Consider the following 23,131-nt stretch of genomic DNA (forward strand, 5'->3'; position numbering starts at 1 on the left):
TTTAAAATGTAGCCAACATTAATAGCTAAATAACCTTATAAAGCTACTAAACTACAAAAGAAATTCGTCGTCTAAATTTAAGATGACACTGGCTGCGGATCTACTTGTATGAAAATATTGCTTTGGCGTTGTTCGTATACTGTACTGACAACATTTTGTTTATTGGGCTTGACGGCTGCATCGCGTCCTGAGGGATTGGCAAATGACATAGAACTGAGGATCGGGATTGTACAGCGATTTGGAGATGATCCGAAAGAGCAGTTACTACTCGAACCCACAGAGGGCGATCGCTTGCGGCTCAAATTTCAAAAAGGTAATAATCAGCAGCAAACTCTGGTTACAAACAAACCAGTGAAGTTGGAAGTGACAATGCGACCGTTAGCGCAACCAGTAGTTGAGGAACGGTTAGTGCTGGGAACCTACCGCACTTATGAAACAGCTGAAGATAGCGCCAGAAACTGGCGTGCCAAGGGTATAGAAGTAGAAATAACTCAGCCAGAACGTTGGCAAGTATGGGCAAAACGGGATGTTTACAGCACTCCTCTGCTACGTCGCTTACTATTAGAAAGCTTGCAGGCTGCTGGCAAGAAAAAAGTATTTATTTCTACAAGAGTCTTGCAACAAGTGCCACAAGTTAGCTGGGTAATAGATGGCAAGCGTTACAGTCGTAACTATGTAGAAATTGACAGCGATAAAAATTTAATTAAGGTAAACGAAGGTAAGAAACCGCAGAATGCTCGACTTTATGCCGGGCGTTTACAGTTACAGTCAAATGCTTATGGTACTTATACCTTAGTAAATGAAGTACCTTTAGAAACATACTTACGTGGAGTAGTACCCTATGAAATAGGTACACAAGCTCCAAAAGCCTCAATGGAAGCACAAGCAATTATTGCTCGTACCTATGCTTTGCGGAATATACATAGATTTGAAGCAGATGGGTATCAATTGTGTGCTGACACTCACTGTCAAGTATATTATGGATTGAAGGGAGCCACTGCCGTTACAGACCGGGCGATCGCTACTACACGGGGTATGGTACTAACTTACAATGATGAGTTGGTAGACGCTCTTTATTCTTCTACTACTGGTGGTATTACGGCTGCTTTTAGCGACGTTTGGAATGGAGATGACCGTCCTTATCTGCAACCCGTAATTGATTCTCCCAGTAATATTTGGAACTTAACTGGGCAGAGTCTCGCGGATGAAAATAATTTCCAGAGGTTTATCAGCCTGAAAAAAGGTTTTAATGAAAGCGAGTGGGATCTTTTTCGGTGGCGTAGAGAAACTAAACTAGAAGACATTGCTAAAGGTTTACAAAAATTTCTGAAAGTCAAAAATAGTCCTTATGCCAAATTTAAAACCATTAAGGGGATGAAAGTAGTAGAACGCAGTAGAAGCGGACGTATTCTCAAACTTGCAGTTGATACTGATATTGGTACATTTTACTTACATAAAGATGAAGTCCGTAGTGCTTTTGCTGCCCCTGTTAGTACATTATTTTACTTGCAACCCCTAAATAAAGGAAAACCAGGGCTGTGGGGATATGCTTTTGTTGGCGGTGGACTTGGTCACGGAGTAGGTTTGAGTCAAACAGGCGCACAACACTTAGCTAAACTAGGGTGGTCGAATGCAAAAATACTCGAGTTTTACTATCCTGGTACTCAAATTCAAGTCCTTAACAACACCATTAAATTAACAAACTCAAACTCTGTACATACAACAGCAAGTCTCAAATGAACCGCGTTGTAGGTGCAATAGCTAGGCTGTATTCCCTCACATAAAAACTGCTGTCATGGACAATACACTGCATATAAACTCACAAGTTCCTCAAATTTGTGACCTATAACAATAGGTGTAACATTCAGGAGCGACAAGACAGCCCCAGATTTGAGGAATTGAACAGGTAAGGCCTTCAGATAGAACAAATTTAAAGGAGGAGTATCTTTATTTTTGCAAGCTAATACATTAACAATGTAAGCCGATGCAAAAACTATAGCGGGCATCTGGAGCAACAAAATTATGATCAAAAAAGTGATTATCGACCCTGTTACCCGAATTGAAGGACACGCCAAAATCACTATTTACCTAGATGATACAGGACAAGTTAGCGATGCTCGTTTTCACGTAACAGAATTTCGCGGATTTGAGAAGTTTTGTGAAGGGCGTCCACTGTGGGAAATGCCAGGAATTACAGCGCGCATTTGTGGCATTTGTCCGGTGAGTCACTTGTTAGCTTCCGCCAAAGCAGGCGATCGCATCCTTGCGGTGACAATTCCCAAAGCAGCGGCAAAACTGCGCCGTTTGATGAATTTAGGACAAATTATCCAATCTCATGCCCTGAGTTTCTTTCACCTCAGCGCCCCAGATTTATTATTGGGAATGGATAGCGATCCCCAAAAACGCAATGTCTTTGGCTTAATTGCTGCTGAACCAGAACTTGCCCGTGGGGGAATCCGCTTACGTCAATTTGGACAAGAAATTATTGAACAATTGGGAGGACGTAAAATTCACCCAGCATGGGCGGTTCCTGGTGGTGTCCGCGAAGCTTTATCCCAACAAGGACGCACCCATATTCACAACCGCATCCCGGAAGCACGCACCATAGTATTAGATGCACTGGGTAGATTTAAAGGCTTACTGAAGAATTATGATAAAGAAGCGCAAACCTTTGGGAATTTTCCTAGCTTATTTATGGGGTTAGTTACTCCTGAGGGTTTGTGGGAGAACTACGACGGACATATTCGTTTTGTAGATAGCGCTGGAAATATTATTGCTGATAAACTCGATCCAACTCATTATCAAGAATTTATTGGTGAGGCAGTTCAACCGGATTCTTATTTAAAGTCTCCCTACTATCGTCCTCTGGGTTATCCTGACCAAAGTAGCCATTGTCGTTTAGATAGTGGTATTTATCGAGTAGGACCTCTAGCACGTCTGAATATTTGCAGTCATATTGGTACACCATTAGCTGATGCGGAGTTGAGAGAATTTAGAGACAGAGGTAAAGGCACTGTCACCTCATCATTTTTCTATCACTACGCCCGGTTAATTGAAATTCTGGCATCAATTGAGCGCATTGAAATTTTACTAGATGACGCTGATTTATTATCAAATCGACTGCGTGCCGATGCTGGTATTAATCAATTAGAAGGAGTGGGGGTCAGTGAAGCACCACGCGGTACATTATTTCACCATTATCAAGTTGATGAAAACGGCTTAATTCAGAAAGTTAATTTAGTAATTGCCACTGGTCAGAATAATTTAGCAATGAATCGTACAGTCGCGCAAATTGCACGGCATTTTATTCACGGTTCAGAAATTCCTGAAGGGATGTTGAATCGAGTTGAAGCGGGAATTCGAGCTTTTGATCCTTGTTTGAGTTGTTCGACTCATGCAGCAGGACAAATGCCATTACATATTCAATTACTAGGAGCAGCTGGAAATTTAATTAATGAAGTTTGGCGGAATTAACAGCACAGAACCTCTCAGTTGAGCAATCTATATGCAGAGTGTTCGCCTTCAATTGTGACCTGAAATGAATTGGGCGATCGCAATAATTCATCCTTGGATAAGACAGATAGTGTATTAAGGGCAAGAGCGATATCTCAACTATAAACTATCATCCCGCTTCCCCCAAGTTTCGCTGCGCTACACATGGGGCTTCTCGCACGATTTGTTAAACTAGTAGAATAAGGCAGTTATTATTTTAGGTAAAAAGCTTACTGTACAAGCTTTTTGTCCACTTAATTTTTTAGCTGCACTAACTACCAAATCAATAAGGCAGGAACGCACGCAAATGCATTACCTGCCGTTTTGCTAAGATACACAACTTGGATTTTTGCCAAATTAGCTTTTCAGGGCAGACACAACAGAAGACAACTTGTTTTCTGTTTGTGCTGCTTTTTTGTTTCCCTATTTTTAGGACATCGATAAACTCTTGCAAGAGATTTAGGTGTGAGGCGCCTAATTTTTAGTAGAGTTCTTCTTCTTTGTGGGTTTCGATGGTGCAGTCTCCAGTTGGATAAGCTACACAAGTCAGAATATACCCAGCTTCTATTTGATCATCATCTAAGAATGACTGGTCAGACTGGTCTGGAGCCGATCCAGATACAAGTTTACCAGCGCAGGTAGAACAAGCACCAGCACGGCAAGAATAGGGCAGGTCAAGACCAGCTTCTTCAGCAGCGTCTAAAATATAGGTATCGTCGTCACAGTCAATAGTTGTATTAAGCCCTTCAGCTTCGTTAATGAGTGTAACTTTGTAAGTTGCCATGAAGTAATCCTCTCTTTTGCAAGCGGCAGTATAAGTTATCTTGAAGCAAATAGTCCGGCTACTCCTATAGGATTAGTCGTTTGTTATGTTTTGCTTCACTTCTGATACTACGAGAAAAACAAAAGGATGTAACCGGAATTTCAAGCCGATTAGTAATGAAATTTAGTTACTTGATAAAAATAAGTTTTACTTATACAAGTAAACACCTAGTAGTTAAACTATTAGATAATTTTATAATTTGGAAAAAAAGTTTGAATGTGTAAATACATCGTTTAATTAACCGATAAAATCTCATGATACTAATATCTGATTAGACTATAAGTCAACTGGATAAGAAAATAAGGATGAAGTGTGAAAGATAAAGTATTAATTTTAATCCTTCTGCCTTCTGCCTTGATTAATTTGCTTTGCCCTCAAAATAGTAAAAATGGATAAAACAAAAGTGCGTATTGGTTTGATTGGTACTGGATATGCGGCAAAGCTACGCGCAGAGGCATTAATGTGTGATGAACGATCGCACCTTGTTGCTGTTGCTGGAAATACACCCACAAAAACAGTAGCCTTTGCTAAGGAATTTCACTGTACAGTCATGAATTCTTGGGCAGAATTAGTGGCTAGAGATGATGTGGACTTGGTGATCATTTGTACTGTAAATCGAGATCACGGTGCGATCGCAGCATCAGCCCTCTCTCATGGTAAACACGTAATTGTTGAGTATCCCTTGGCTTTAAGTGTCGCAGAAGCTGAGGAACTGATTGCCCTAGCAAAAATCCAAAATAAACTCTTACACGTAGAACACATCGAACTTTTGGGTGGTGTGCATCAAGCCCTGAAGCACAACTTACCACAAGTGGGACAAGGGTTTTATGTGCGCTACAACACAATTAAACCAGAGTATCCCGCACCCAGAAAATGGACTTACAGCCATGAACTTTTCGGTTTTCCCTTAATGGGTGCGCTTTCCAGAATACACCGGTTGACTGATTTATTTGGTCAAGTTCTCACTGTTAATTGTCACAATCGTTTTTGGGCAAGGGAAACAGAATATTATCAAAGCTGTTTCTGTGTCGCTCAGTTGAGCTTTAGCAGTGGACTCCTAGCACAAGTGATCTATGCCAAAGGCGAAACTATGTGGCAACCAGAACGCAGGTTTGAGGTTCATGGTGAAAAAGGAGGACTAATTTTCGATGGTAATACTGGAGTTTTAGTCAAGGCAGACGAAACCACACCGATTGAGGTTGGCACTCGCCGAGGATTATTTGCTAAAGATACAAGTATGGTGTTAGACCATCTTTTTGATGGTACTCCGTTGTATGTTACCCCAGAGGAAAGCTTGTATACTCTTAAGGTTGCCGATGCTGCGAGGCGTTCTGCCGAAACGGGGCTAACCGTGGTTGTTAATGATAATTAAAATTATATGAAAAATCAAACTATTGTCATCCTATCCCAAAGAGAACTAGAGAAAATGCGTAAGGCTGGTCGCTTGGCAGCCGAACTTTTACATCATTTGGAACCAATGGTGAAACCAGGAGTTAGCACCCTGGAAATCAACGATGAAGCAGAACGGTGGACACAAGCTCATGGGGCTAAAAGTGCGCCTCTTGGTTACAAAGGCTACCCCAAGTCGATTTGTACCAGCGTGAATGAGGTCGTTTGTCACGGTATTCCTAATGCCAAGCAGATTCTTAAAGATGGTGACATTATCAATATTGATGTGACACTGATTGTCGATGGTTATCACGGTGACACATCCAAGACATTCTTTGTGGGTACACCCTCACCCACTGCTAAAAAGTTAGTCGAGGTGACACAGGAGTGTCGTGACAGGGGTATTGCTGAGGTGAAACCAGGCGCACGCATTGGAGATATTGGTGCTGCGATTCAGGAATATGCTGAGTCACAGGGTTTTTCTGTAGTGCGAGACTTTGTTGGACACGGGATTAGCAATGTTTTTCATACTGCACCAGATATTCCCCACTACGGCACACGGGGCAAAGGCAGAGTATTGAGACCTGGTATGGTATTTACTATTGAACCGATGATCAATGAAGGTACTTGGGAAGTTGAGGTTTTAAGTGATGGCTGGACTGCTCTAACACGCGATCGCAAACTCTCGGCCCAATTTGAGCATACAATTGCTGTCACAGAAGATGGTGTGGAAATTCTAACCCTTCCCTAGCCCTGAGTACACCCGGAACTTTAGTTCCAGGCTAATAAGCAAAGTCCGTTAAAACGGACTAAAAAATTACCATTTCTGGAGAGATCTAATAGCATATTTATGCTGTGCTACAACTTACCGATTAATTTGTCTTACTCTGCATGAGTTCCAATCCAAAACCAGGAAATGCCACCTTCTACTTCGACACCTAAAGCCAGATAATCTAGCCCTGCGCGAACTGACCAATACTTGTTACCAATCTTTTTGAAATGCAACGATGGATGAGACGGATCGGCTTTAAGCAACTCATAGGATTGATCAGCAGTTTTCTGCGCGTTTTCAGGTAAAGTGTTGTAACACTTCCAAAATCGTCGTGTCGTGTAATGCATTACATCTCTCGACACTGTCCCGCTTTGAATTCAGCGATCGCTTCTTGAGCTAAGGCTTCTAACTTGCCATCTGCAATATCTTGCTCTAGCTGCTCATCCCAACGCTGATAATCCAAATCAAAGAACCACCGCCTTAGATGCTCAAAGTCTTCTGGCGAAAGTGTTAGAATAGCTGCTTCAATTTCTTCGATGGTTGACATATTACTGTTTACCTCTACTACTTCCCTCAATATACAAGGCTGGGTTGAGGAACGACACCCAACATTCTCGGGGCTAAAATGTTACTCTGTCTATTGCAACAAAGTGTTAGACTGCAAGCAATGTAGCTACTCCTGAACCAGAAAATTTTGCTGCATTGCTTAACCAACTCAAAATATACATTTTTGCCATAGACACAAAGATAATTTATATCGATAATACTAAATCGAGGTGAGCCAGGAATCCGCAGTCTACTTGCCCATGATATGATCCACCCCTACCCATCATTCACTGTGCGATCGCTATTAACCCAAATCTTCCTCTGTTAGGGTTCAAGCTCCTCTGGCTCACTGGCAACTTCCAACCAGAAACAAATTATCTGCAACATGATTGCCCCTCACTCCATCAGTTAAATCTACACTTTATGATCAAGGCGAATTGCTTGCTCTAAAGCCAATTTCTCTTTCGACCTACGAGCATAGGGTTGTAGCTTACTTAAATTCCAACCAGTAATCAGACTCATCTGCTCTAAATTCATTCCCTTCATCAGCATTTCTACACACCAGGTTTGTTGAGCTTGCTCAATGGCAGGCTGTTGTCCTTCTGGTGTCAGCAATCCTTCAGTTAATATCTGCCAAATTCTCTGTATTTCTTCCTCAGATATTGGCATTCCCTCATTGTTGAGAAACAACGCTGCATGTTCATCTTTACGGCTTTTGAGCCATTGAGTTAGGGGATTGCGAGTATAGGAGCCATAGCGCTTACCCATAATCCACTGATTCACAGGCACTTGTCGAGGAGTACCTTGAGTGATTTGTAATAAGTGCTGATTCGCATTGTTGATTTGATGCGATCGCTCTAAATTCGCAATTTCCGATGCAGATAAACCTGCTGCAAACAAGATATAAATTAAGGCATAATCTCGCAGTCCTGATTTTTTGGCTCTTTGTAAAATCAGGTGAACTAAATTTGCTGGTAAATCTATCACCTTTTCTGTAGAAATAGATTCTCCTAAACTTGTAGAGTTTGTTGCTCCCTTCAAAAACAGCGCCACCAAATTTTCTAAAAACTCGTCTCTGTCAACCCAAAGTTGGTGAAATTCGCTGGTAAATTCAATCACAGCGTACCCCACCAACATACTATTGAGTAAGCTTGCTAGCTTATCAGCTGGTAAATGGGTATGTAATTGCTCACGTTCCATGACTGTTGCTAAATATTCGGCAACATAGTGATTAGCTTGAGTTAAGCTGCGTCCTAATGCCTGACGGTTTTCTAAAGGGTAATTTCCTGCTTCACCAACTACAGAACGCACCAGATCTGGGACTTTTTCTAAAGCCTGTAGGCGATCTTCACAATAGTTTTTCAGCGCTTGGTAAACACTACCTGGTTGGCTAGCTTGAATTTTTAAAGACTCATCCAGTTCTTGAAAGACTGGTGATTCCGAAATTACTGCAAGCAGTAACCCGTGCTTATTGCCAAAATGCCGGAATAGTGTCACTTCATTCACTTCTGCTAATTCTGCAACTTGCTTTGTTGTAGTCTCGGTGACTCCCTGTGTCGCAAATAGTGATCTGGCTGCATTTATTATTCTTTGTCGAGTAGAAATGACTTGATTAGACATAAGTTAAAAATGCAAGTAACACTTGCAATTAAATTTTATTCTTGCTAGACTTAGGCATGTAAGTAGCACTTGCATCCTCTATTCCTAGTTTAGCTGTCTTTGTCAGCTGACACAGGGGATGCAATAACCAGTACATGCTTGGCAAGCTTGGCACTGGTTGATTTACAGTATTCACGTCAAAGGAAAAATTTTATGACTACACACTCAACAGCGGCTGTTGACAAACAACCGTTGACTCTGAGTTGGACTAGCGTGGTATTTTTTGGCACGTTCCACGCCCTAGCACTGCTTGCTCCTTGGTGTTTTTCTTGGTCTGCTTTGGGAATAACCATATTCCTGCATTGGTTATTTGGCAGCATCGGTATTTGTTTAGGGTATCACCGACTTTTGACTCACCGAAGTTTGCACGTACCGAAGTGGTTGGAGTATGCGATCGCAACTTTGGGCGCTCTTGCCTTACAAGGAGGGCCAATCTTTTGGGTGGCTGGACATCGACTACATCACCTTCATACCGAAGACATAGACAAAGACCCTTACTCCTCCCGACGTGGTTTTTGGTGGAGTCATATGCTGTGGCTTTTTTACCCGCGTCCAGAGTTTTTTGAATATGAAATGTACAAAAAATTTGCTTCTGATTTAGACCGTGATCCATTCTATCGTTGGCTAAATCGCTACTTTTTGCTATTACAAATTCCTGTTGCTATCCTCTTGTATGCTTTGGGAGGATGGTCTTTTGTTGTCTATGGTGTGTTTCTACGAGCAGTATTGCTTTGGCATAGCACTTGGCTAATTAACTCTGCAAGTCATCTGCGTGGTTATCGTCATTTTCAAGTAAATGATAACTCTCGTAATCTTTGGTGGGCAGCACTTCTAACTTATGGAGAAGGTTGGCACAATAATCACCATGCTCATCCAAATTTAGCCAAAGCTGGATTGTCTTGGTGGGAAGTAGATATGACTTGGTGGGCAATTAAAGTTTTGCAGACTCTGGGATTAGCCAAGAAAGTAAATGTTAATAGTTAGTGGTTAATGGTTAGTGGATAGTGGTTGATGGCTAATAACAATTACCAATTACCCGGCGTTGCTGAATTTGGTCATGAATTATGTGTGCATACATTTTTGTAGTTCGATGCCAAATCATTGTAGAGACGTAGCAATGCTACGTCTCTACGTCTGATCATACCCGTGAATTGTAAATTCATATCTTGATTCAGCAACGCCCAATTACCCATTACGAATTACCCATTACCTACTAACTACCTTCCCAATTTATTGGGAATACCTTCGCAGCCACGAGGAATTGTAGCTCTGGTTTTTTCCCCACCCCAAGCACAGCAGTAGTATCGGTTGGCTTCAGACAGGCGCTGGACATCACTCAAGTCTGCATCTTCGACGACAGCACCTGTGTATTCACCAGTTTTGTAGTTTGGTGGATGGGTACGACTACGAGGAGTTGCATTTTCTACTGAACCATAGAACAAACGAATTCCGTTTAAGTCAGCACCACTGAGATTAGCTTCATATAAGATGCTACGACTGAGGTTAGCTTTAACTAGATCACATTGGCTGAGATTAGTACGGACAAGATTAGCCTCACTTAAGTCAGTCCACCGCAGATCGGTACCAGAAAGATCTGCACCTGCAAGCATTACACCTAAATCAATGACGCGCACACCGTGAAGTCGGTCTTCACAGTAACCTCCTGTACCATCAAGAATAGCTCGACCAAGCAGGCTGTCACGTTTTAGAGGTGAAAGCAATTTAGAACGAGATAGAAATCGCAGTATTTTTGCTTTCCCACTACCATCTACACTGCTGAGAATAGCCGCAGTACGTCCTTCTGCTAGTAACCTTTCTTGAGGCCAATCTTCTAATAATCCTTCTTCATCTAATACTAGATCGGAAATACCCTGAAAATAAGAATCTATTGTCTGCTGCTGGGTAATAAGATTTTGTTGAACAGTGAGCAAGTTTTGCTGAATAGTAAGGTCTTTAGAAATAATGTACTGTCGCCAGGCAATGTAAACGGCGATAATGGCTATGAGAATTTGTCCTAAAGCACCAAACCATTCCGCTAGTGTCCCAGAGGCTTCCCAGTTAATTTTGCGTCCTACAGAAACAAGGTAATTAGCAAGGCCGCTATATTTGATTAAACCAGTGATCGCTACTATAATCCCCAATGAACCAAGTACTAAGGTTTGCTCTTGGGCTGAAAACCACTCTTTTTGTAGTTCTTCCAACCAAGGCCAAACTACAGCTACAGATAATAACAAAGTGACAATGGTTCCCACAATGCCAACAATCCAGTTATTGATGGCAAGTCCGATGATAGTAGTCGCGATCGCGGCTACTACCAGCAACAAAGCCCTTGGTTTAACAACAACAGCTTTGTTAGAAACTGGTTTAGTTGTGGAACGTGCTTGTAGTAAAGCAGATGTGTTTTGCGGAGACTGTAATGAGGCAATGGCAGCTAAGGCTTGCTGTCTAGTCAGTTCATCTGAAGTCAAATCACCGTTAGATGAATTTTCAAAATCATCTGGCTGCAAGTTTTGTTCTGTTATGGATTCTGGATTTGGGGTTTGGGATGAGTTGGAATCAATCGACATAGATATATTTTCGCACCAGCATTCTCAGATCAACAGCTGTCCTATAGTAGCTGTTGCACTATGGCAGTATGAATTTTCGTTTATTTATCCATTACAACAATAAAAGCAGAAAACCCATCGGTTTTAAGTCGTGGAACAACTGAAGTGTTGGATGCAGAAGAATCCCCACCCGTGTTGCGATCGCTTTGTTTGACATTCTGATTTAACAATTTGTGAATATACTTAAGTTTTTTAAGTAGAATATAACAAAAAATACTATTTATTAAGTATTATCATCAGTACTGACTAGCGCTTTGCCTAAACCTACATATTTCAGGTTTTCAGTAATTTGCCAAGACTATTTTTAAGTTCGGGCTAATAAAGTGACATTATTACACTGAGATATAAATCCAAATTTTTGATTTTTGACAACCATTTTCTTCATTGCTTAATTACTAAATTGATTATTCATTTAGTGAATCATAAATAGATAAACCAGCTAATTTTTTAGGAAAAGATTAATCAAGCATAAATCAAGTCAATAATATCATGGAAAATATAAATAATATTTTGGTTTGAAAATTACCTCAAAAAAGATAATAAAAAATTGATAGTATGTTATATTTGTGATCATCAAAAAATAGTTCTTAAACAGTGGTTATCAGTCACATTTACCTGAATTAGGTGATGATAATGTAGACAGCCTTCCCAATCTTGAAAGAAAAAAACTGTTTATCAATTGAATAGCGAGTTTTGTGAAAGATGGTTTGTTGGCGTTGCTTTATAGCCTCTGGCTTCATAACTTTACTGACATTAGGTTGTGATGATTGGGCAAATTCAGCAGGGAAAAATACTAGACAAATTGTCCAAGAAACTAATGTTGCTCAATTATTTTCGGAAGCAGAGACGACGCAAAAAGCAGAAAAGTTTTTTCAGCAAGGTAATTTTTTCTTAAACTCCCAACGATACAAGGATGCGATCGCGGCTTTTGATCAAGCTATTGCCATCAAACCTCAGTTTGCTGAAGCTTGGATTAATCGAGGCAATGCCTTAACAAAATTACAGCATTATCAGGAAGCATTAGCATCTTATGATCGAGCGATCGCGATTCAACCGGATAGAGATGAGGCATGGTACAACAAAGGTAACACCCTCAATACACTGGAACGTTATCAAGAAGCCCTAGTATCCTATGATCGAGCGATCGCAATCAAAGCAGATAAATATGAAGCTTGGATTAATAGAGGTATCGCACTAACAAAACTGCAACGCTATCAAGAAGCAATCGCATCCTATGATCGAGCGATCGCCATTAAACCTGATAAAGACTTAGCATATTACAACAAGGCATGTACTTACGCTTTACAGAACAAGGTAGAACTAGCTGCTGAAAACTTAAAAAAGGCCATGAAGCTTGTTCCTGGTAAATATGAGAAGTTAGCAAAAACTGACTCTGATTTTAATAAAGTGCGTGGTAATAGGCGCTTTCAAGAATTATTCCAGTGAACTAACCAAGCCAAGCTTCGGCTTCAAACTTTAATCAACCACCGTCGCCGATACATAGCATAGGCAACTACTAACCATAATAAAACAGTTGCGATCGCCAACAATAGCGAACCATTATATGCACCTGCCCAAGGTACAAATAAATTTCGGTAAATCCAATTATAGGTACTAGGAGCATTTTCTCCTGTGCCGACCGTAGTTTTCACTAGTATCTTAATTAGCAACACAGAAGCAGTAAAAAGAAATATCGGATTATATCCCATGATTTCAAAAGATTTTCCCCAACGCCGCACTCTTCTAACATCAATTAATTCATAACAAAAAGCAAGTAACAATAATGCCCAACCAGTAGTAAAAACTACGTAAGAACTTGTCCACAACTTTTTATTAATCGGAAATGCCAAATCCCAAATTCCGCCAATCACCAAGCAACTTAAACCAAACAAAACTAAATCCATGCTGGTTTTAGAATTAATCTGTTTTTGGCTACGTATCCATTGTCCAGCAAAGTACCCAGCCAGGACACTAACAATAGCAGGAATAGTACTGAAAAGTCCTTCCGGATCTCCCATAAAGTTGTAATTATCACCTTTATATAGATGCGCCTTCGGAATAATTAAACGATCAATGTAAGCGCCTAAATTACCATCTCGCGTTAGCACACCAGCACCATAACCAGGTACAGGTACGTACATCATTGCTAACCAGTAACCAATAAGTAACACTCCCGCTAATATCCATTGACCTTTACGCGGTAGATTAAGAACTACCAGACTAGCTAACAAGTAAGTGAGGCTGATACGTTGCAATACTCCCATAACGCGGATGCTATTGAAATCAAAAGTCCAAACACCTTGATTCCAAAAGCCATTGAGAAGTAAGCCCAAGACAAACAGAATCGCAGCGCGGCGAATAATACGCCAATAAGGTAAAGACACGAAGACTTTTTCTTTCTCTCCATCCAATTTGCTATCGGTGTATTTAGAAAAAGAAAAACTCATTGCCACACCGACAATGAAGAGAAAAAAGGGAAATACTAAATCCGTTGCTGTGCATCCATGCCATTCAGCATGAAGTAAAGGTGGATAGACATTAGGTTCAGCAATGCTGGCCATGTTCACAAGGATCATACCAGCAATGGTGATCCCACGAAAAACATCAAGAGAAGTTAGGCGCATAGATATATTTTTTTGATGTGACCTACTAAATTACTTCTCTTAATGAATTTAATCAACTAGTTGCTAAGTTCATTTTAAACATAGAGTAATAAAAAAATGCTGACGGGCGGGCTGTATGCTCGTCAGCATTTTGGATGTTTTAATGTTGTCTAATCTTATTTGGGTGGTAGGAACCATGAATTATGCAGTTGCAGGTAATTCATAATCACTTCTCCACCCTACCGCCAGAACTTCTGAATTAACCCATTAAAATTACCGTATCGATAACGTGAATGACACCATTATCAGCTTCAATATCTGCTGCTAACACAGTCGCATTTTTGACCTCAAAACCATCAGAACAGTCAATTTTAATTGTTGAACCTTCTACGGAAGTCACAGTCCCAAGTTGAGCTAAATCAGCTTGCTTAAGCTTTCCAGGCACAACATGATACTTTAATATGCGCGTTAGCTGGGGAATATTTTGCACTAAAGTTTGTATAGTTCCCGGTGGTAGCTTGGCAAAAGCATCATCATTAGGTGCAAATACCGTAAATGGGCCGGGACTTTTTAATACATCTACTAATCCTGCGGCTTGTACAGCAGTTACTAAAGTTGTAAAAGAACCTGCACCAACAGCAATATCAACTATATCAGCCATTTATTTCACCATCACTCTAAAAAGATTTTAAATGAGAGTAAATTATTATGCATTTTGATTAAGTAATGATGTTTATCAGTAGATATGCTGTTATCGGGACAGGTGCTTTTAAGTTTGCCTTAATCCTCGTCAAACTCCAACGGTACTTCATAGCGAGTGAGAGGGAAAGGTTCTAATAATTTACCCTTCTCCCAACTTTGTAGTCGCCACCAGAGGGTTTGTACAGCTGTCTGTTTACCATCAACCACCTCAAAAGTGATTTCACCAATATTATTGACTCCCACAACTGCTTTACCAGCACCCCATTTTCCACGATAATTACGATGGTTTTTAGCCATCGCCAAATATTTTTCTAAAGGTAGCTTGCGATTTTGTCCAGGTAGGGGAGCAGTTATAGATTGGGGTTGGAGAGAATTAGTATCTTCTGGTTCCTTTGCTTTTTCATCTTTACCTAAAAAGAAATTAATTTTATACCACCATTCGGGTTGTTTAATAATTTGTAATCCTTTATGCCAACTGCGTTCTTGTACTAAATCTACGATGGCGGGATTCGTCTTAATAATCCAAGGAATACATTGTGGGACATGATCAACATACACATGTATCACACCAATTTCTAATTCTTTCTCTTCTTGATTTTCCCACCCTAAAATTTCTGCTTTCGGTAAATAGTTTATCTGCTCAATCGGAAGAAAACCTTTTTTATGTAGTGAATGGCTTCCACCTGTACCACTTACTTCATTTTTAAAGGAACTGCTAGTAAATTGAATAGCAAGTAGTTCAGTATTGATATTTTTGGAATGTTGAAAAGGACGGATTGCTGCGTACTTTAGGCTAGCTGCAAAACTATAGTGGACATCACCAGATAAGATAATGACACAGCTTTGTTTTGCTGGTAATGCTCGTAATGCTAAACAAGCTATCAGTCTTTCAAATGCTGTTGTTTCTAAACCCCAAGCTTCGGGATCAAAACCCCAAGCAGCACTATTAAATTTTTCTGCGAAAGCTTTAGCTGTCTTTTGAATTGTTTCTAAAAATGGTACACCAACTACAGGACCTGGTGAGATGACAAAGGTAACTTTAGCATTCTGGGGATGAGCTAGTTTTGTGATTTGCCGATCACAACCTTCTTCACTCAAAAGTGCTGGAAAATCAAAATCTTTCCCTGGAAAAGCCCGCCAAGTGCGAGTATCAAGTACTATGACTTCATATTCTGGTCCGACAACAGTGTAATGCCATTTTAGAGAAGCATCTGTGTGGGGTAGCTGTCTAGGGTGACTATTTTTGATATCTGTAATAGCTGGTAAACCAAGGCGGCGAGTAATTTCCTGTTCGTATTTGAGGTTTTGTCCTTGGGAAGCAAACCAGCCAACAGCAGCTTTTAATAATGCTTCTCCTGGTTTATCGTCTGTAAACTCTGCTGGTGTATTTCCCCAAGCTTGACAAATTGCGTAGGCGAGTAGACCATTTTGGAGGATGCGTCTACCCAAGGGTTTACTGAGGACGCGATCGCACCATGCCATGTTTAAATACCAATCATCGGTAATTTCATGGTCATCGAAGATCATATAAGTGGCAATATTAGCTAAAGCCCGTCTAACCTGTTTAAGTGTGGTCTGAAAGTTTTTTAAATCCTCAAGTTCTTCTAAAAATAAATCTTCGCTACTGCTAAGCGGCGGTAAATTTCGATTCACATCCGCAAATGTGGGTAAATCCTTAGGCTGCGGCCATAACACATCACACCAAGCGAATAAATACATTGTACAAAAATCGCTGAATGTGAATAAATGACTTTTGGCGATGTTAGAAATTTTATTCAGTTTAGTGATGCTTGCTGTTAAGCCAGCAGTATAGGTTGCTAAATAATTACGTTGACCAGCTTGCAATTCTTCAGTATTGGTGACATCTGGTAGTTTTTCTGACCATCCGAATAATGTTTCGCCTGCATCTATTAACATGAAAAGTAAGGCATCAGCTACATCATCTGCATAAATTTGATCACCTGTAAGAAAGAGTTGATGCGGCCGTTTTTTTGGGTCTTGTATTAGCGCTTCTTTAATCATTTTGTCTAAAGCTGGAAATGCATCCAAGCTTTCGCCATGTGGCTTACGACAAGAACCATGAACAAGGCGTAAATCTTTTAAGTCATGAGGTACAAGCCCAAAACTAGGCAAATTATAGGGAGGATATGTAATTTCTGTAATTGAACCTTCTGTATTTAATATTCCAGGACTATTTAAATTTTCTTCGTTACCAAATTCTAAATTATAAAGGTAATCTTCACCATACAAAAGTATATTTTCGCTTGCTTGAGCCGTGACTGCAACTATATATAAATTATTTCCTAATTTAATAGTTGTTCTACTACCTATTAGTAATAAATTTTTATTTGTATCAAATATTTTGAGAGTAACTATGCGGCTTTCTTGCAAAGCTACCCACACCGTTGCAGAATTTGGTGCAGTATGTCGTAAAATTGGGCCTGCGAGAACGAGCGGTAATTGAGTAATTCGTTCTCTTAATGGTGTCCATGCCATGTAATTTGTACCATTAGCATTACATTTAGAGTGTATTTAGTAAGTAAATTATGTTAATATTTATAAAACATTTTTGTGTATAAAGTGCTAATTTTCTCAAAGATTTTTGCTTTCTTTTATCTTCTGCTTACTACTTCTAATGACACGTAATATAACTTGAGGATGATAAAAAGTTAGAGGTGATTTGAGAAAGTGACTAACCTCTGCAAACAGAGTACGCAAATCAGTATCTACATTACTCATTTGCATCAGCTTTTGATTATATCCAGCCAAGAGTTTGTTAAGCCTGTTGGGCTGTTTTCTACCTGCTGTTGTGGGAAAACGAGAATCTTGTCCTGTTGCTAGTATCCAATGCAGCGCATTACTTTTTGCTAAGTTCTTTTGGAAGCGAGAAGTTACAAGTTGACTATTGTTCAGCCAGTCTTTAAGAACCATTGCTGATAAAGCACTGACTGTCATCCCTTGACCATAAACTGGACACAAGGCACAAACTGCATCGCCTAATGCTACAAAGCCTTTAGGCATTTGAACTTGTTCATAATGACGCAATCGATTGGCAGTAGCCCGATGGGCATAAATAGGCGAGACTGGTTCTGCATCCTTAATTATTTCATAAAAGCACGAACTGGAAAGACTGCGGGCAAATGCCAAAAAACCCTGTTCATCTAATGGTGGAAAGTCACGCCCGTAACCGCCAAGAGTAGCAATTAATTCTCCACCTTCAATTTTTGCCAAATATCCTAATCGGGTATTTTGTGGGGCTTCCTGGGAAATTAGCATTACTTTCCAGCCTGCTTTAAAATCTTCTGGTGGTTTGTAACGCCTTGTGGCATATCCTAAAAACGGGTTGACTATAGTTTCTGGTGGTGGTGTTAATCCTATGTCTTCTAACCACTGGGGTGCATGAGAACTACGTCCACTGGCATCAACTACCAAGCTAGCTGCTAAATCTTTTATACCATCACCTGTGAGAGATTGCAGCTTGATTCCCGTAACTTGGGTTTTATGAGAATTTGTCAGTAGGGCGATCGCTCGATGTTGTTCAATAAACTTGATCTGGGAAAACTCTGCCAGTCTTTTGCGAATTGTCCATTCCAACAAAGGACGAGAACAAGTAAAGGAAATTATCTCAGAAGGTGCAACAGCATTATTACTCCATTCTCCTTGGGCAAACAAATAAAATTCTCGCAACCAATCAATTGTTAGCGCACCAGCCGCACTTAGCTGTGAACCTATACCGGGAAACAGTTCCTCTAAAATTCTGTATCCTCGTACTAATAAAACATGAGGTTGCACTGATTGCGGAACGCCTTTGCGATTGTGAGGCTGCAAAGGTAGTTTATCCCTTTCTATAATTGTCACCGAATCACAATATTCTGCAAGTACACGTGCCGCTAGCAAACCCGCTATACTACCACCAATAACAACAGTTTTCTCTAACTTCATAACAGCGATCGCATTTAGTTCAGCAAATGATACTATTATCTCTGCCGAACTTAACATAATTTAATGACTTCTCAGAAAAATCTTCCCCAAGCAGGAGAAAAAGCACCTGATTTCACTGCTCCCAATCAAGATGGTAATTTAATTAGTCTGAATGATTTTCAATCACAATGGCTAATTTTGTACTTTTATCCCAAAGATGATACCCCCGGTTGTACAACTGAAGCCAAAGAATTTACTGATTTATCTCAAGAATTTAGTGCCTTGGGAGCTAAAATTGTTGGCGTCAGTCCTGATACTGAAAAATCTCATGGCAAATTTATTCAAAAACATAATTTGTCAATTCAATTATTAAGTGATCCTGAACATCAAGTATGCGAAGCTTATGGTGTGTGGCAAGTGAAAAAATTCATGGGTAAGGAATACATGGGTGTAGTGCGCTCAACTTTTTTGATTGCTCCTGATGGTAAATTGGCTTACGTTTGGTCGAATGTGAAAGTGAAAGGCCATGTTGCAGCTGTACTTGCTAAGTTACAGGAATTGTCAGCTGTTTAGAGTTGTAGTTGGTTATGAGTTAAAACAACGCACACAAGTTAATTTTAAAAGCGAACACCGTGCAAGGCGATGCACACCGATGGATTGTGCGTTGGTGGTTTACCGGTGTGGCATTATCGGTGTTTATCTGTGTTAATCTGTGTTCGTTTTTCCTCTACTCAATTTATTCGTCAACTACTATATTTTTAGTACATCAAACAACGATACATACATATGATTTTTTTATTGCCAATTAGCCTGAATAGTTACCCCTCGACTTTGCATTGCTTTGGTAAATAAATCAGTAGGTAATGCTTCTTCTACAGGCCAAACTCCTGGTTTTTTGAGTGTTCCCTCCAATAAAAATTGAGCAATACTACCCGTACCACAACCAGCAGCTGCTGCTGTATTTGCATGAGTTAAAGTAGAGCAATAAACAGCTTGTTGATTATTTTTTTGCCCTGTTACTTCTGAACGAACCGCCACTCCAATACCAGTAAATTGGTCAGTAAAATCTGTCATTGCATGGCTAACATGAGATAAAAATTCTACACCTTTAGGGTTCTTTATCCATGATTTCGGAAAGACATGGGCTGCTATCCAAGTTAAATGATTATAAAAATCGGGAACAGAACCAAATTTAGTAATTACAGTTTTGACTGCTGGAAAAGCATGGGGTAGGGTAAAAGTTTCTGGCATATCAAACCAGTAAACTCCACTACGTTTGTAGGGAGATGGAAACTCAACAACTTCTCTTTCACTATAAGGTTTAACTGTTTGCCATCTACCATCTATCCATGCTTCAAAAGGATTTTGTAAACCGAGAAATGTGGTTCGCATCACGGTAATGCCAGCACCACCGGAACCAGATACCAAATAACTCAAATGTATTTTTTCTGGTATATCAAACTGTTCGATATCATGACGTACCATACTATTAGAAATACCGGGGAAAATCCCAGTATTAACTACTGCTGTTACACCCGCAGCCATGGCTTTTTCATGATATTGTAAGGCTTTAATAGTAAAAGAACGGTGGTCACTAACATCTACATAGTTAACACCGTGTTCAATACATATTTTCAAAACATTGGCATCTCGATAATGAAACGGGCCTGCACAATGAACTACTAAATTTACAGAAGCGATCGCCTGCCGTAATTTTTCCACCTCTGCCAAGTCTAACGCCATATATTGCAAAGAAGTATGATCTTGCATCTGTGCAGGTGTGCGCCCAGTGATGAGGATTTCTGCTTGTGTATGGGTGAGTAGATCCCGGGCAACACTACCACCAATTCGCCCCCTTCCGCCAAGAATTAAAACCCGATCTGTCATTGCTCCAAATATTGGCAACAGCAGCTTTATTACATCAATTTTTAGTTATGCTTGTCATCACTAGCAAGTATGACTTTGATGATCTAAAAGTATAATTTTTGTGAAATTTTAATAAGCCCTTTGGTGGTGTAATCCTAAATAATAAGTTTCCTTTGTATCTTGGTGGTTCATAAAATTTATTTTTTCACCACAAAGACACAAAGGCACCAAGTAAAATCAGAAAAAATCCCCTCAGTTTGAAAAAAGTTGAGAGGGAGTAATAATGATTTATCGATTACTTACCATTAATCCCAAATACTGATCCAACTGTAGACTTAATCGAAGCCCAGCCATCTTTGAAAGTTTGGGCGATCGGATGCTTTGTCTGCAAGAATACCCGCGCACAGTTGCGTCCTGGCATTCCTGAAATGGAACCACCGGGGTGAGTTCCCGCACCAGTCAAGAATAAATTTTCGATTGGTGTTTTGTAGTTTGCTAGTTCCGGTAGGGGACGCAAAAATACCATTTGATCAAGTGTCATATCAACATGGTAATAATTTCCTTTGTACGCACCCAGTCTTTCACCCAATTCTGCTGGGCTTTCCACACGACGAGCAATAGTGGCATTTTTGACATTCGGTGCATAGTCTGCCAATTTATCTATTACCCGATCAGCAACTTTGTTTTTCAATTCATCTGTCCAACCTGTGCCATTCAAACCTGTACCTTCTGCACCAGCAATTTGATAGGGTGCAAAAAACTCAATCCACGCTGTATGTTTAACTGGTGGTGCCATTGATGGGTCTAACATTGTTGGCACTACTAAGTACATTGATGGGTCAGAGTCAGGAATTTCTCCTAAGATACATTTACTGTGGGCTTGTTCTACGTGAGAAACTGAATCTGCAATTAATACAGAACCAATGAGATATTTATCTTTATGTTCGTGATGTTCAAAACGCAGTGGTTCATTTAATGCCAAGTCAATCTTGAGGATGGTTTCGTTATTGTTAACAATGCGCCTTTCTAATCTTTCTCGTAAATCCGCATCAGCAGCATCTACATCACTTTCATCTATCAATTGTAAAAATAGTCTTTTGGCATCAATGTTAGAAATTATGCCGTGTTTTGCGCGATATATTGTACCATTTGCTACTTCTACACCCACAGCACGACCCTCATCAATCAACACTTTCTTAACATGCTGATCGGTCAGAATCACACCACCTAAGCTTCTGACTAAGTTTACCAAAGCTTGCACCAAAGCACCCGTACCACCACGAGGTCTGGCCATACCGGGATCATGACGCATTGCCATCATAATTGCCCCAATCGCAATGGTTTTTTGTGAAGGGGGCGCACCAAGTTCAGAAGCAAGTCTGGCTAAGGGTGCTTTGAGAAATTCCTCATCAAACCACTCATTGAGGAGATCCTCGGCGCTGGTTAGCATGTTGCGAATAAAATCCAGCGTTTTATTAGGAGAACCAATTACAGAGAATAAATCTTTGATTTTGGTGACATCGTAGTTGCCAAGAATATCTAAGATTGACTTGGGTGGTGCATTAAACATCGGAATCATTGCACCTAAAGCTCGTTGCCAATACTCTGTATATTCTCTGTACTTTTTAGCGTCACGTTCGTTGTAACGGGCAATTTCTGCACAAGTCTTATCTAGAGATTTATGACCTAAAAAATATTTACCATCTGGATGAGGACAAAATACGACTGGATCACATTCAAGGTACTTCAAACCATATTTTTCCAGTTCTAGTTCTTCAACTACTGGTCCCAAGTGAATAAATTCGTGGTCAATCGCACATAGGTTAAATTTGAATCCTGGTGCTTCTTGTGGCAAGCATTCTTCTGTGGTTGCTGCGCCTCCTGGAACAGAGCGTTTTTCTAGTAACAGAACACTATACCCTGCCTTTAATAAGTAGGCAGCGCAAACTAGTCCATTGTGTCCTGCACCAATAATTACAACATCGTATTCTTGCATAGTGAGAACTTTAGACATGAATATCTTTTCAATGTTAGAAATACGTTACAAATCTTACATCACTCAACAGTTATAAAAATTCAGAGTTGATTAAAAATCTTTAGACGGATGATTTTTGATAGTGATTAAAAAAAGAATGATTACTTTTTTTAGCTTAAAAACCTAATTGCAGTTCTTTGTGTGCTCTAGTTGGAGAAGCTGCTAACCAGTCTATAATAATTTGCTTTTTGATATATTAATCTATAAAAACTGAATAAGTAAATTCTTTTTTAACGCACAAAATACTATTTTTGATTGTGTGTAATTTTCAGTTCGGATAATAACTTTATATTTTCGCTGTGACGCTCCAAAGAAGCAGTATTTGACCATCGCAACTATTGAGTTAATATCTAAACTCAAAATTCCAGTTTATATCAAGTTCGGCTAATTGCTTATAATATAATGCTTCGGTGTTGGTCATTGGTTTTTCCCGTTACCCTTCGGGTTCGCTACTTTGCCATCTCGGTATAAGCCAAGACGGCAAGTAGTCTCACCGATTACCCATTACCTATTAACAGCCCACGCGACAGTATAAGTATTTAAGCGAACATGATATTAAAGGGTGAAAGCCTCTACTAATAACCTCACTTAAAATAAAACCCCACCTTTGAGGTGGGGAGATACTTTTAGTTATGAAAGATTGAAAAACACACGTCGATTACAGAGCGTTACCACGAGGTAATACCTCCTCAGGAAATACAAATTTCTCGTGTGGCT

General features: G+C 40.0%; 18 protein-coding genes. 7 read left to right on the plus strand and 11 right to left on the minus strand.

The window, feature by feature from the left end:
* The first annotated feature begins 108 nt into the window (after positions 1 to 108).
* Both NIES592_RS09175 and NIES592_RS09180 read left to right on the plus strand, forming a co-directional pair.
* On the plus strand, positions 109 to 1,740 hold the full coding sequence (locus tag NIES592_RS09175; RefSeq protein WP_073555566.1) for a SpoIID/LytB domain-containing protein: 1,632 nt from the start codon (positions 109 to 111) through the stop codon (positions 1,738 to 1,740).
* A 282-nt stretch (positions 1,741 to 2,022) separates the two neighbouring features.
* Entirely contained in the window at positions 2,023 to 3,474 is a 1,452-nt protein-coding gene (locus NIES592_RS09180; protein ID WP_073555567.1) for a Ni/Fe hydrogenase subunit alpha, read from the plus strand.
* Positions 3,475 to 3,973: 499 nt separating this feature from the next.
* On the opposite strand, the gene NIES592_RS09185 is transcribed toward NIES592_RS09180, so the two are convergent.
* Positions 3,974 to 4,276 carry a ferredoxin gene (locus NIES592_RS09185; RefSeq protein ID WP_009756786.1) on the minus strand — a complete coding sequence of 101 codons (303 nt, stop codon included), beginning with the start codon at positions 4,274 to 4,276 and terminating at the stop codon, positions 3,974 to 3,976.
* A 427-nt stretch (positions 4,277 to 4,703) separates the two neighbouring features.
* Here NIES592_RS09185 and NIES592_RS09190 point away from each other — a divergent pair, with 427 nt between their 5' ends.
* Together NIES592_RS09190 and map are read left to right on the plus strand one after the other, a co-directional pair.
* Positions 4,704 to 5,687: a Gfo/Idh/MocA family protein gene (locus NIES592_RS09190; protein WP_073555568.1), complete on the plus strand. Its 984-nt coding sequence runs from the start codon at positions 4,704 to 4,706 to the stop codon at positions 5,685 to 5,687.
* Positions 5,688 to 5,693: 6 nt separating this feature from the next.
* A complete protein-coding gene (gene map / locus NIES592_RS09195; protein WP_009756788.1) occupies positions 5,694 to 6,455 on the plus strand; it encodes a type I methionyl aminopeptidase in 762 nt (253 codons plus the stop codon).
* Between the two features lie 131 nt (positions 6,456 to 6,586).
* Here map and NIES592_RS09200 read toward each other — a convergent pair whose 3' ends face one another.
* From NIES592_RS09200 to NIES592_RS09210, 3 genes are all read right to left on the minus strand, one after another.
* Complete coding sequence (locus NIES592_RS09200; RefSeq protein ID WP_073555569.1) at positions 6,587 to 6,823, minus strand: hypothetical protein; 237 nt, start codon at positions 6,821 to 6,823, stop codon at positions 6,587 to 6,589.
* Positions 6,823 to 7,023 carry a hypothetical protein gene (locus tag NIES592_RS09205; RefSeq protein ID WP_062245711.1) on the minus strand — a complete coding sequence of 67 codons (201 nt, stop codon included), beginning with the start codon at positions 7,021 to 7,023 and terminating at the stop codon, positions 6,823 to 6,825. The genes NIES592_RS09200 and NIES592_RS09205 overlap by 1 nt, the downstream gene beginning before the upstream one ends.
* A 413-nt stretch (positions 7,024 to 7,436) precedes the next feature.
* On the minus strand, positions 7,437 to 8,642 hold the full coding sequence (locus NIES592_RS09210; RefSeq protein ID WP_073555570.1) for a TetR family transcriptional regulator: 1,206 nt from the start codon (positions 8,640 to 8,642) through the stop codon (positions 7,437 to 7,439).
* A gap of 192 nt (positions 8,643 to 8,834) precedes the next feature.
* On the opposite strand from NIES592_RS09210, the gene NIES592_RS09215 reads away from it, so the two are divergent.
* Positions 8,835 to 9,665, plus strand: a complete 831-nt coding sequence (locus NIES592_RS09215; protein WP_062245706.1) for an acyl-CoA desaturase — start codon at positions 8,835 to 8,837, stop codon at positions 9,663 to 9,665.
* A 233-nt stretch (positions 9,666 to 9,898) separates the two neighbouring features.
* On the opposite strand, the gene NIES592_RS09220 is transcribed toward NIES592_RS09215, so the two are convergent.
* Complete coding sequence (locus NIES592_RS09220; protein ID WP_062245704.1) at positions 9,899 to 11,248, minus strand: pentapeptide repeat-containing protein; 1,350 nt, start codon at positions 11,246 to 11,248, stop codon at positions 9,899 to 9,901.
* A 741-nt stretch (positions 11,249 to 11,989) separates the two neighbouring features.
* Between NIES592_RS09220 and NIES592_RS09225 the strand changes: the two genes are divergently transcribed.
* Positions 11,990 to 12,733 (plus strand): tetratricopeptide repeat protein, encoded by a 744-nt coding sequence (locus tag NIES592_RS09225; RefSeq protein ID WP_062245702.1) that lies wholly within the window; start codon positions 11,990 to 11,992, stop codon positions 12,731 to 12,733.
* A gap of 23 nt (positions 12,734 to 12,756) precedes the next feature.
* Here NIES592_RS09225 and NIES592_RS09230 read toward each other — a convergent pair whose 3' ends face one another.
* The 4 genes from NIES592_RS09230 to NIES592_RS09245 form a co-directional block, all read right to left on the minus strand.
* On the minus strand, positions 12,757 to 13,911 hold the full coding sequence (locus tag NIES592_RS09230) for an acyltransferase family protein (RefSeq protein WP_073555571.1): 1,155 nt from the start codon (positions 13,909 to 13,911) through the stop codon (positions 12,757 to 12,759).
* Positions 13,912 to 14,149: 238 nt separating this feature from the next.
* On the minus strand, positions 14,150 to 14,551 hold the full coding sequence (locus NIES592_RS09235) for a fasciclin domain-containing protein (protein ID WP_009458949.1): 402 nt from the start codon (positions 14,549 to 14,551) through the stop codon (positions 14,150 to 14,152).
* Positions 14,552 to 14,670: 119 nt separating this feature from the next.
* Positions 14,671 to 17,088, minus strand: coding sequence for a hypothetical protein (locus tag NIES592_RS09240; protein ID WP_073555572.1), 2,418 nt, complete (start codon positions 17,086 to 17,088; stop codon positions 14,671 to 14,673).
* A 96-nt stretch (positions 17,089 to 17,184) separates the two neighbouring features.
* Positions 17,185 to 18,591 carry an FAD-dependent oxidoreductase gene (locus NIES592_RS09245; protein WP_073555573.1) on the minus strand — a complete coding sequence of 469 codons (1,407 nt, stop codon included), beginning with the start codon at positions 18,589 to 18,591 and terminating at the stop codon, positions 17,185 to 17,187.
* 6 nt (positions 18,592 to 18,597) lie between these two features.
* On the opposite strand from NIES592_RS09245, the gene bcp reads away from it, so the two are divergent.
* Positions 18,598 to 19,086: a thioredoxin-dependent thiol peroxidase gene (gene bcp, locus NIES592_RS09250; RefSeq protein WP_073555574.1), complete on the plus strand. Its 489-nt coding sequence runs from the start codon at positions 18,598 to 18,600 to the stop codon at positions 19,084 to 19,086.
* 222 nt (positions 19,087 to 19,308) lie between these two features.
* Here bcp and NIES592_RS09255 read toward each other — a convergent pair whose 3' ends face one another.
* Together NIES592_RS09255 and crtO are read right to left on the minus strand one after the other, a co-directional pair.
* The gene (locus tag NIES592_RS09255) at positions 19,309 to 20,400 is read right to left on the minus strand and encodes a saccharopine dehydrogenase family protein (protein WP_073555575.1); all 1,092 of its coding nucleotides are present in this window, start codon (positions 20,398 to 20,400) and stop codon (positions 19,309 to 19,311) included.
* A 274-nt stretch (positions 20,401 to 20,674) separates the two neighbouring features.
* Entirely contained in the window at positions 20,675 to 22,393 is a 1,719-nt protein-coding gene (gene crtO, locus NIES592_RS09260) for a beta-carotene ketolase CrtO (protein ID WP_071846725.1), read from the minus strand.
* Positions 22,394 to 23,131 lie beyond the last annotated feature (738 nt).

Source organism: Fischerella major NIES-592 (assembly GCF_001904645.1).
Taxonomy (GTDB): domain Bacteria; phylum Cyanobacteriota; class Cyanobacteriia; order Cyanobacteriales; family Nostocaceae; genus Fischerella; species Fischerella thermalis.

Bases quoted from the DNA above. Each gene is read 5' to 3' on its own strand.
- NIES592_RS09175 (WP_073555566.1), top strand. From the start codon at position 109: ATGAAAATATTGCTTTGGCGTTGTTCGTATACTGTACTGACAACATTT.
- NIES592_RS09180 (WP_073555567.1), top strand. From the start codon at position 2,023: ATGATCAAAAAAGTGATTATCGACCCTGTTACCCGAATTGAAGGACAC.
- NIES592_RS09185 (WP_009756786.1), bottom strand. From the start codon at position 4,276: ATGGCAACTTACAAAGTTACACTCATTAACGAAGCTGAAGGGCTTAAT.
- NIES592_RS09190 (WP_073555568.1), top strand. From the start codon at position 4,704: ATGGATAAAACAAAAGTGCGTATTGGTTTGATTGGTACTGGATATGCG.
- map (WP_009756788.1), top strand. From the start codon at position 5,694: ATGAAAAATCAAACTATTGTCATCCTATCCCAAAGAGAACTAGAGAAA.
- NIES592_RS09200 (WP_073555569.1), bottom strand. From the start codon at position 6,823: ATGCATTACACGACACGACGATTTTGGAAGTGTTACAACACTTTACCT.
- NIES592_RS09205 (WP_062245711.1), bottom strand. From the start codon at position 7,023: ATGTCAACCATCGAAGAAATTGAAGCAGCTATTCTAACACTTTCGCCA.
- NIES592_RS09210 (WP_073555570.1), bottom strand. From the start codon at position 8,642: ATGTCTAATCAAGTCATTTCTACTCGACAAAGAATAATAAATGCAGCC.
- NIES592_RS09215 (WP_062245706.1), top strand. From the start codon at position 8,835: ATGACTACACACTCAACAGCGGCTGTTGACAAACAACCGTTGACTCTG.
- NIES592_RS09220 (WP_062245704.1), bottom strand. From the start codon at position 11,248: ATGTCGATTGATTCCAACTCATCCCAAACCCCAAATCCAGAATCCATA.
- NIES592_RS09225 (WP_062245702.1), top strand. From the start codon at position 11,990: ATGGTTTGTTGGCGTTGCTTTATAGCCTCTGGCTTCATAACTTTACTG.
- NIES592_RS09230 (WP_073555571.1), bottom strand. From the start codon at position 13,911: ATGCGCCTAACTTCTCTTGATGTTTTTCGTGGGATCACCATTGCTGGT.
- NIES592_RS09235 (WP_009458949.1), bottom strand. From the start codon at position 14,551: ATGGCTGATATAGTTGATATTGCTGTTGGTGCAGGTTCTTTTACAACT.
- NIES592_RS09240 (WP_073555572.1), bottom strand. From the start codon at position 17,088: ATGGCATGGACACCATTAAGAGAACGAATTACTCAATTACCGCTCGTT.
- NIES592_RS09245 (WP_073555573.1), bottom strand. From the start codon at position 18,591: ATGTTAAGTTCGGCAGAGATAATAGTATCATTTGCTGAACTAAATGCG.
- bcp (WP_073555574.1), top strand. From the start codon at position 18,598: ATGACTTCTCAGAAAAATCTTCCCCAAGCAGGAGAAAAAGCACCTGAT.
- NIES592_RS09255 (WP_073555575.1), bottom strand. From the start codon at position 20,400: ATGACAGATCGGGTTTTAATTCTTGGCGGAAGGGGGCGAATTGGTGGT.
- crtO (WP_071846725.1), bottom strand. From the start codon at position 22,393: ATGTCTAAAGTTCTCACTATGCAAGAATACGATGTTGTAATTATTGGT.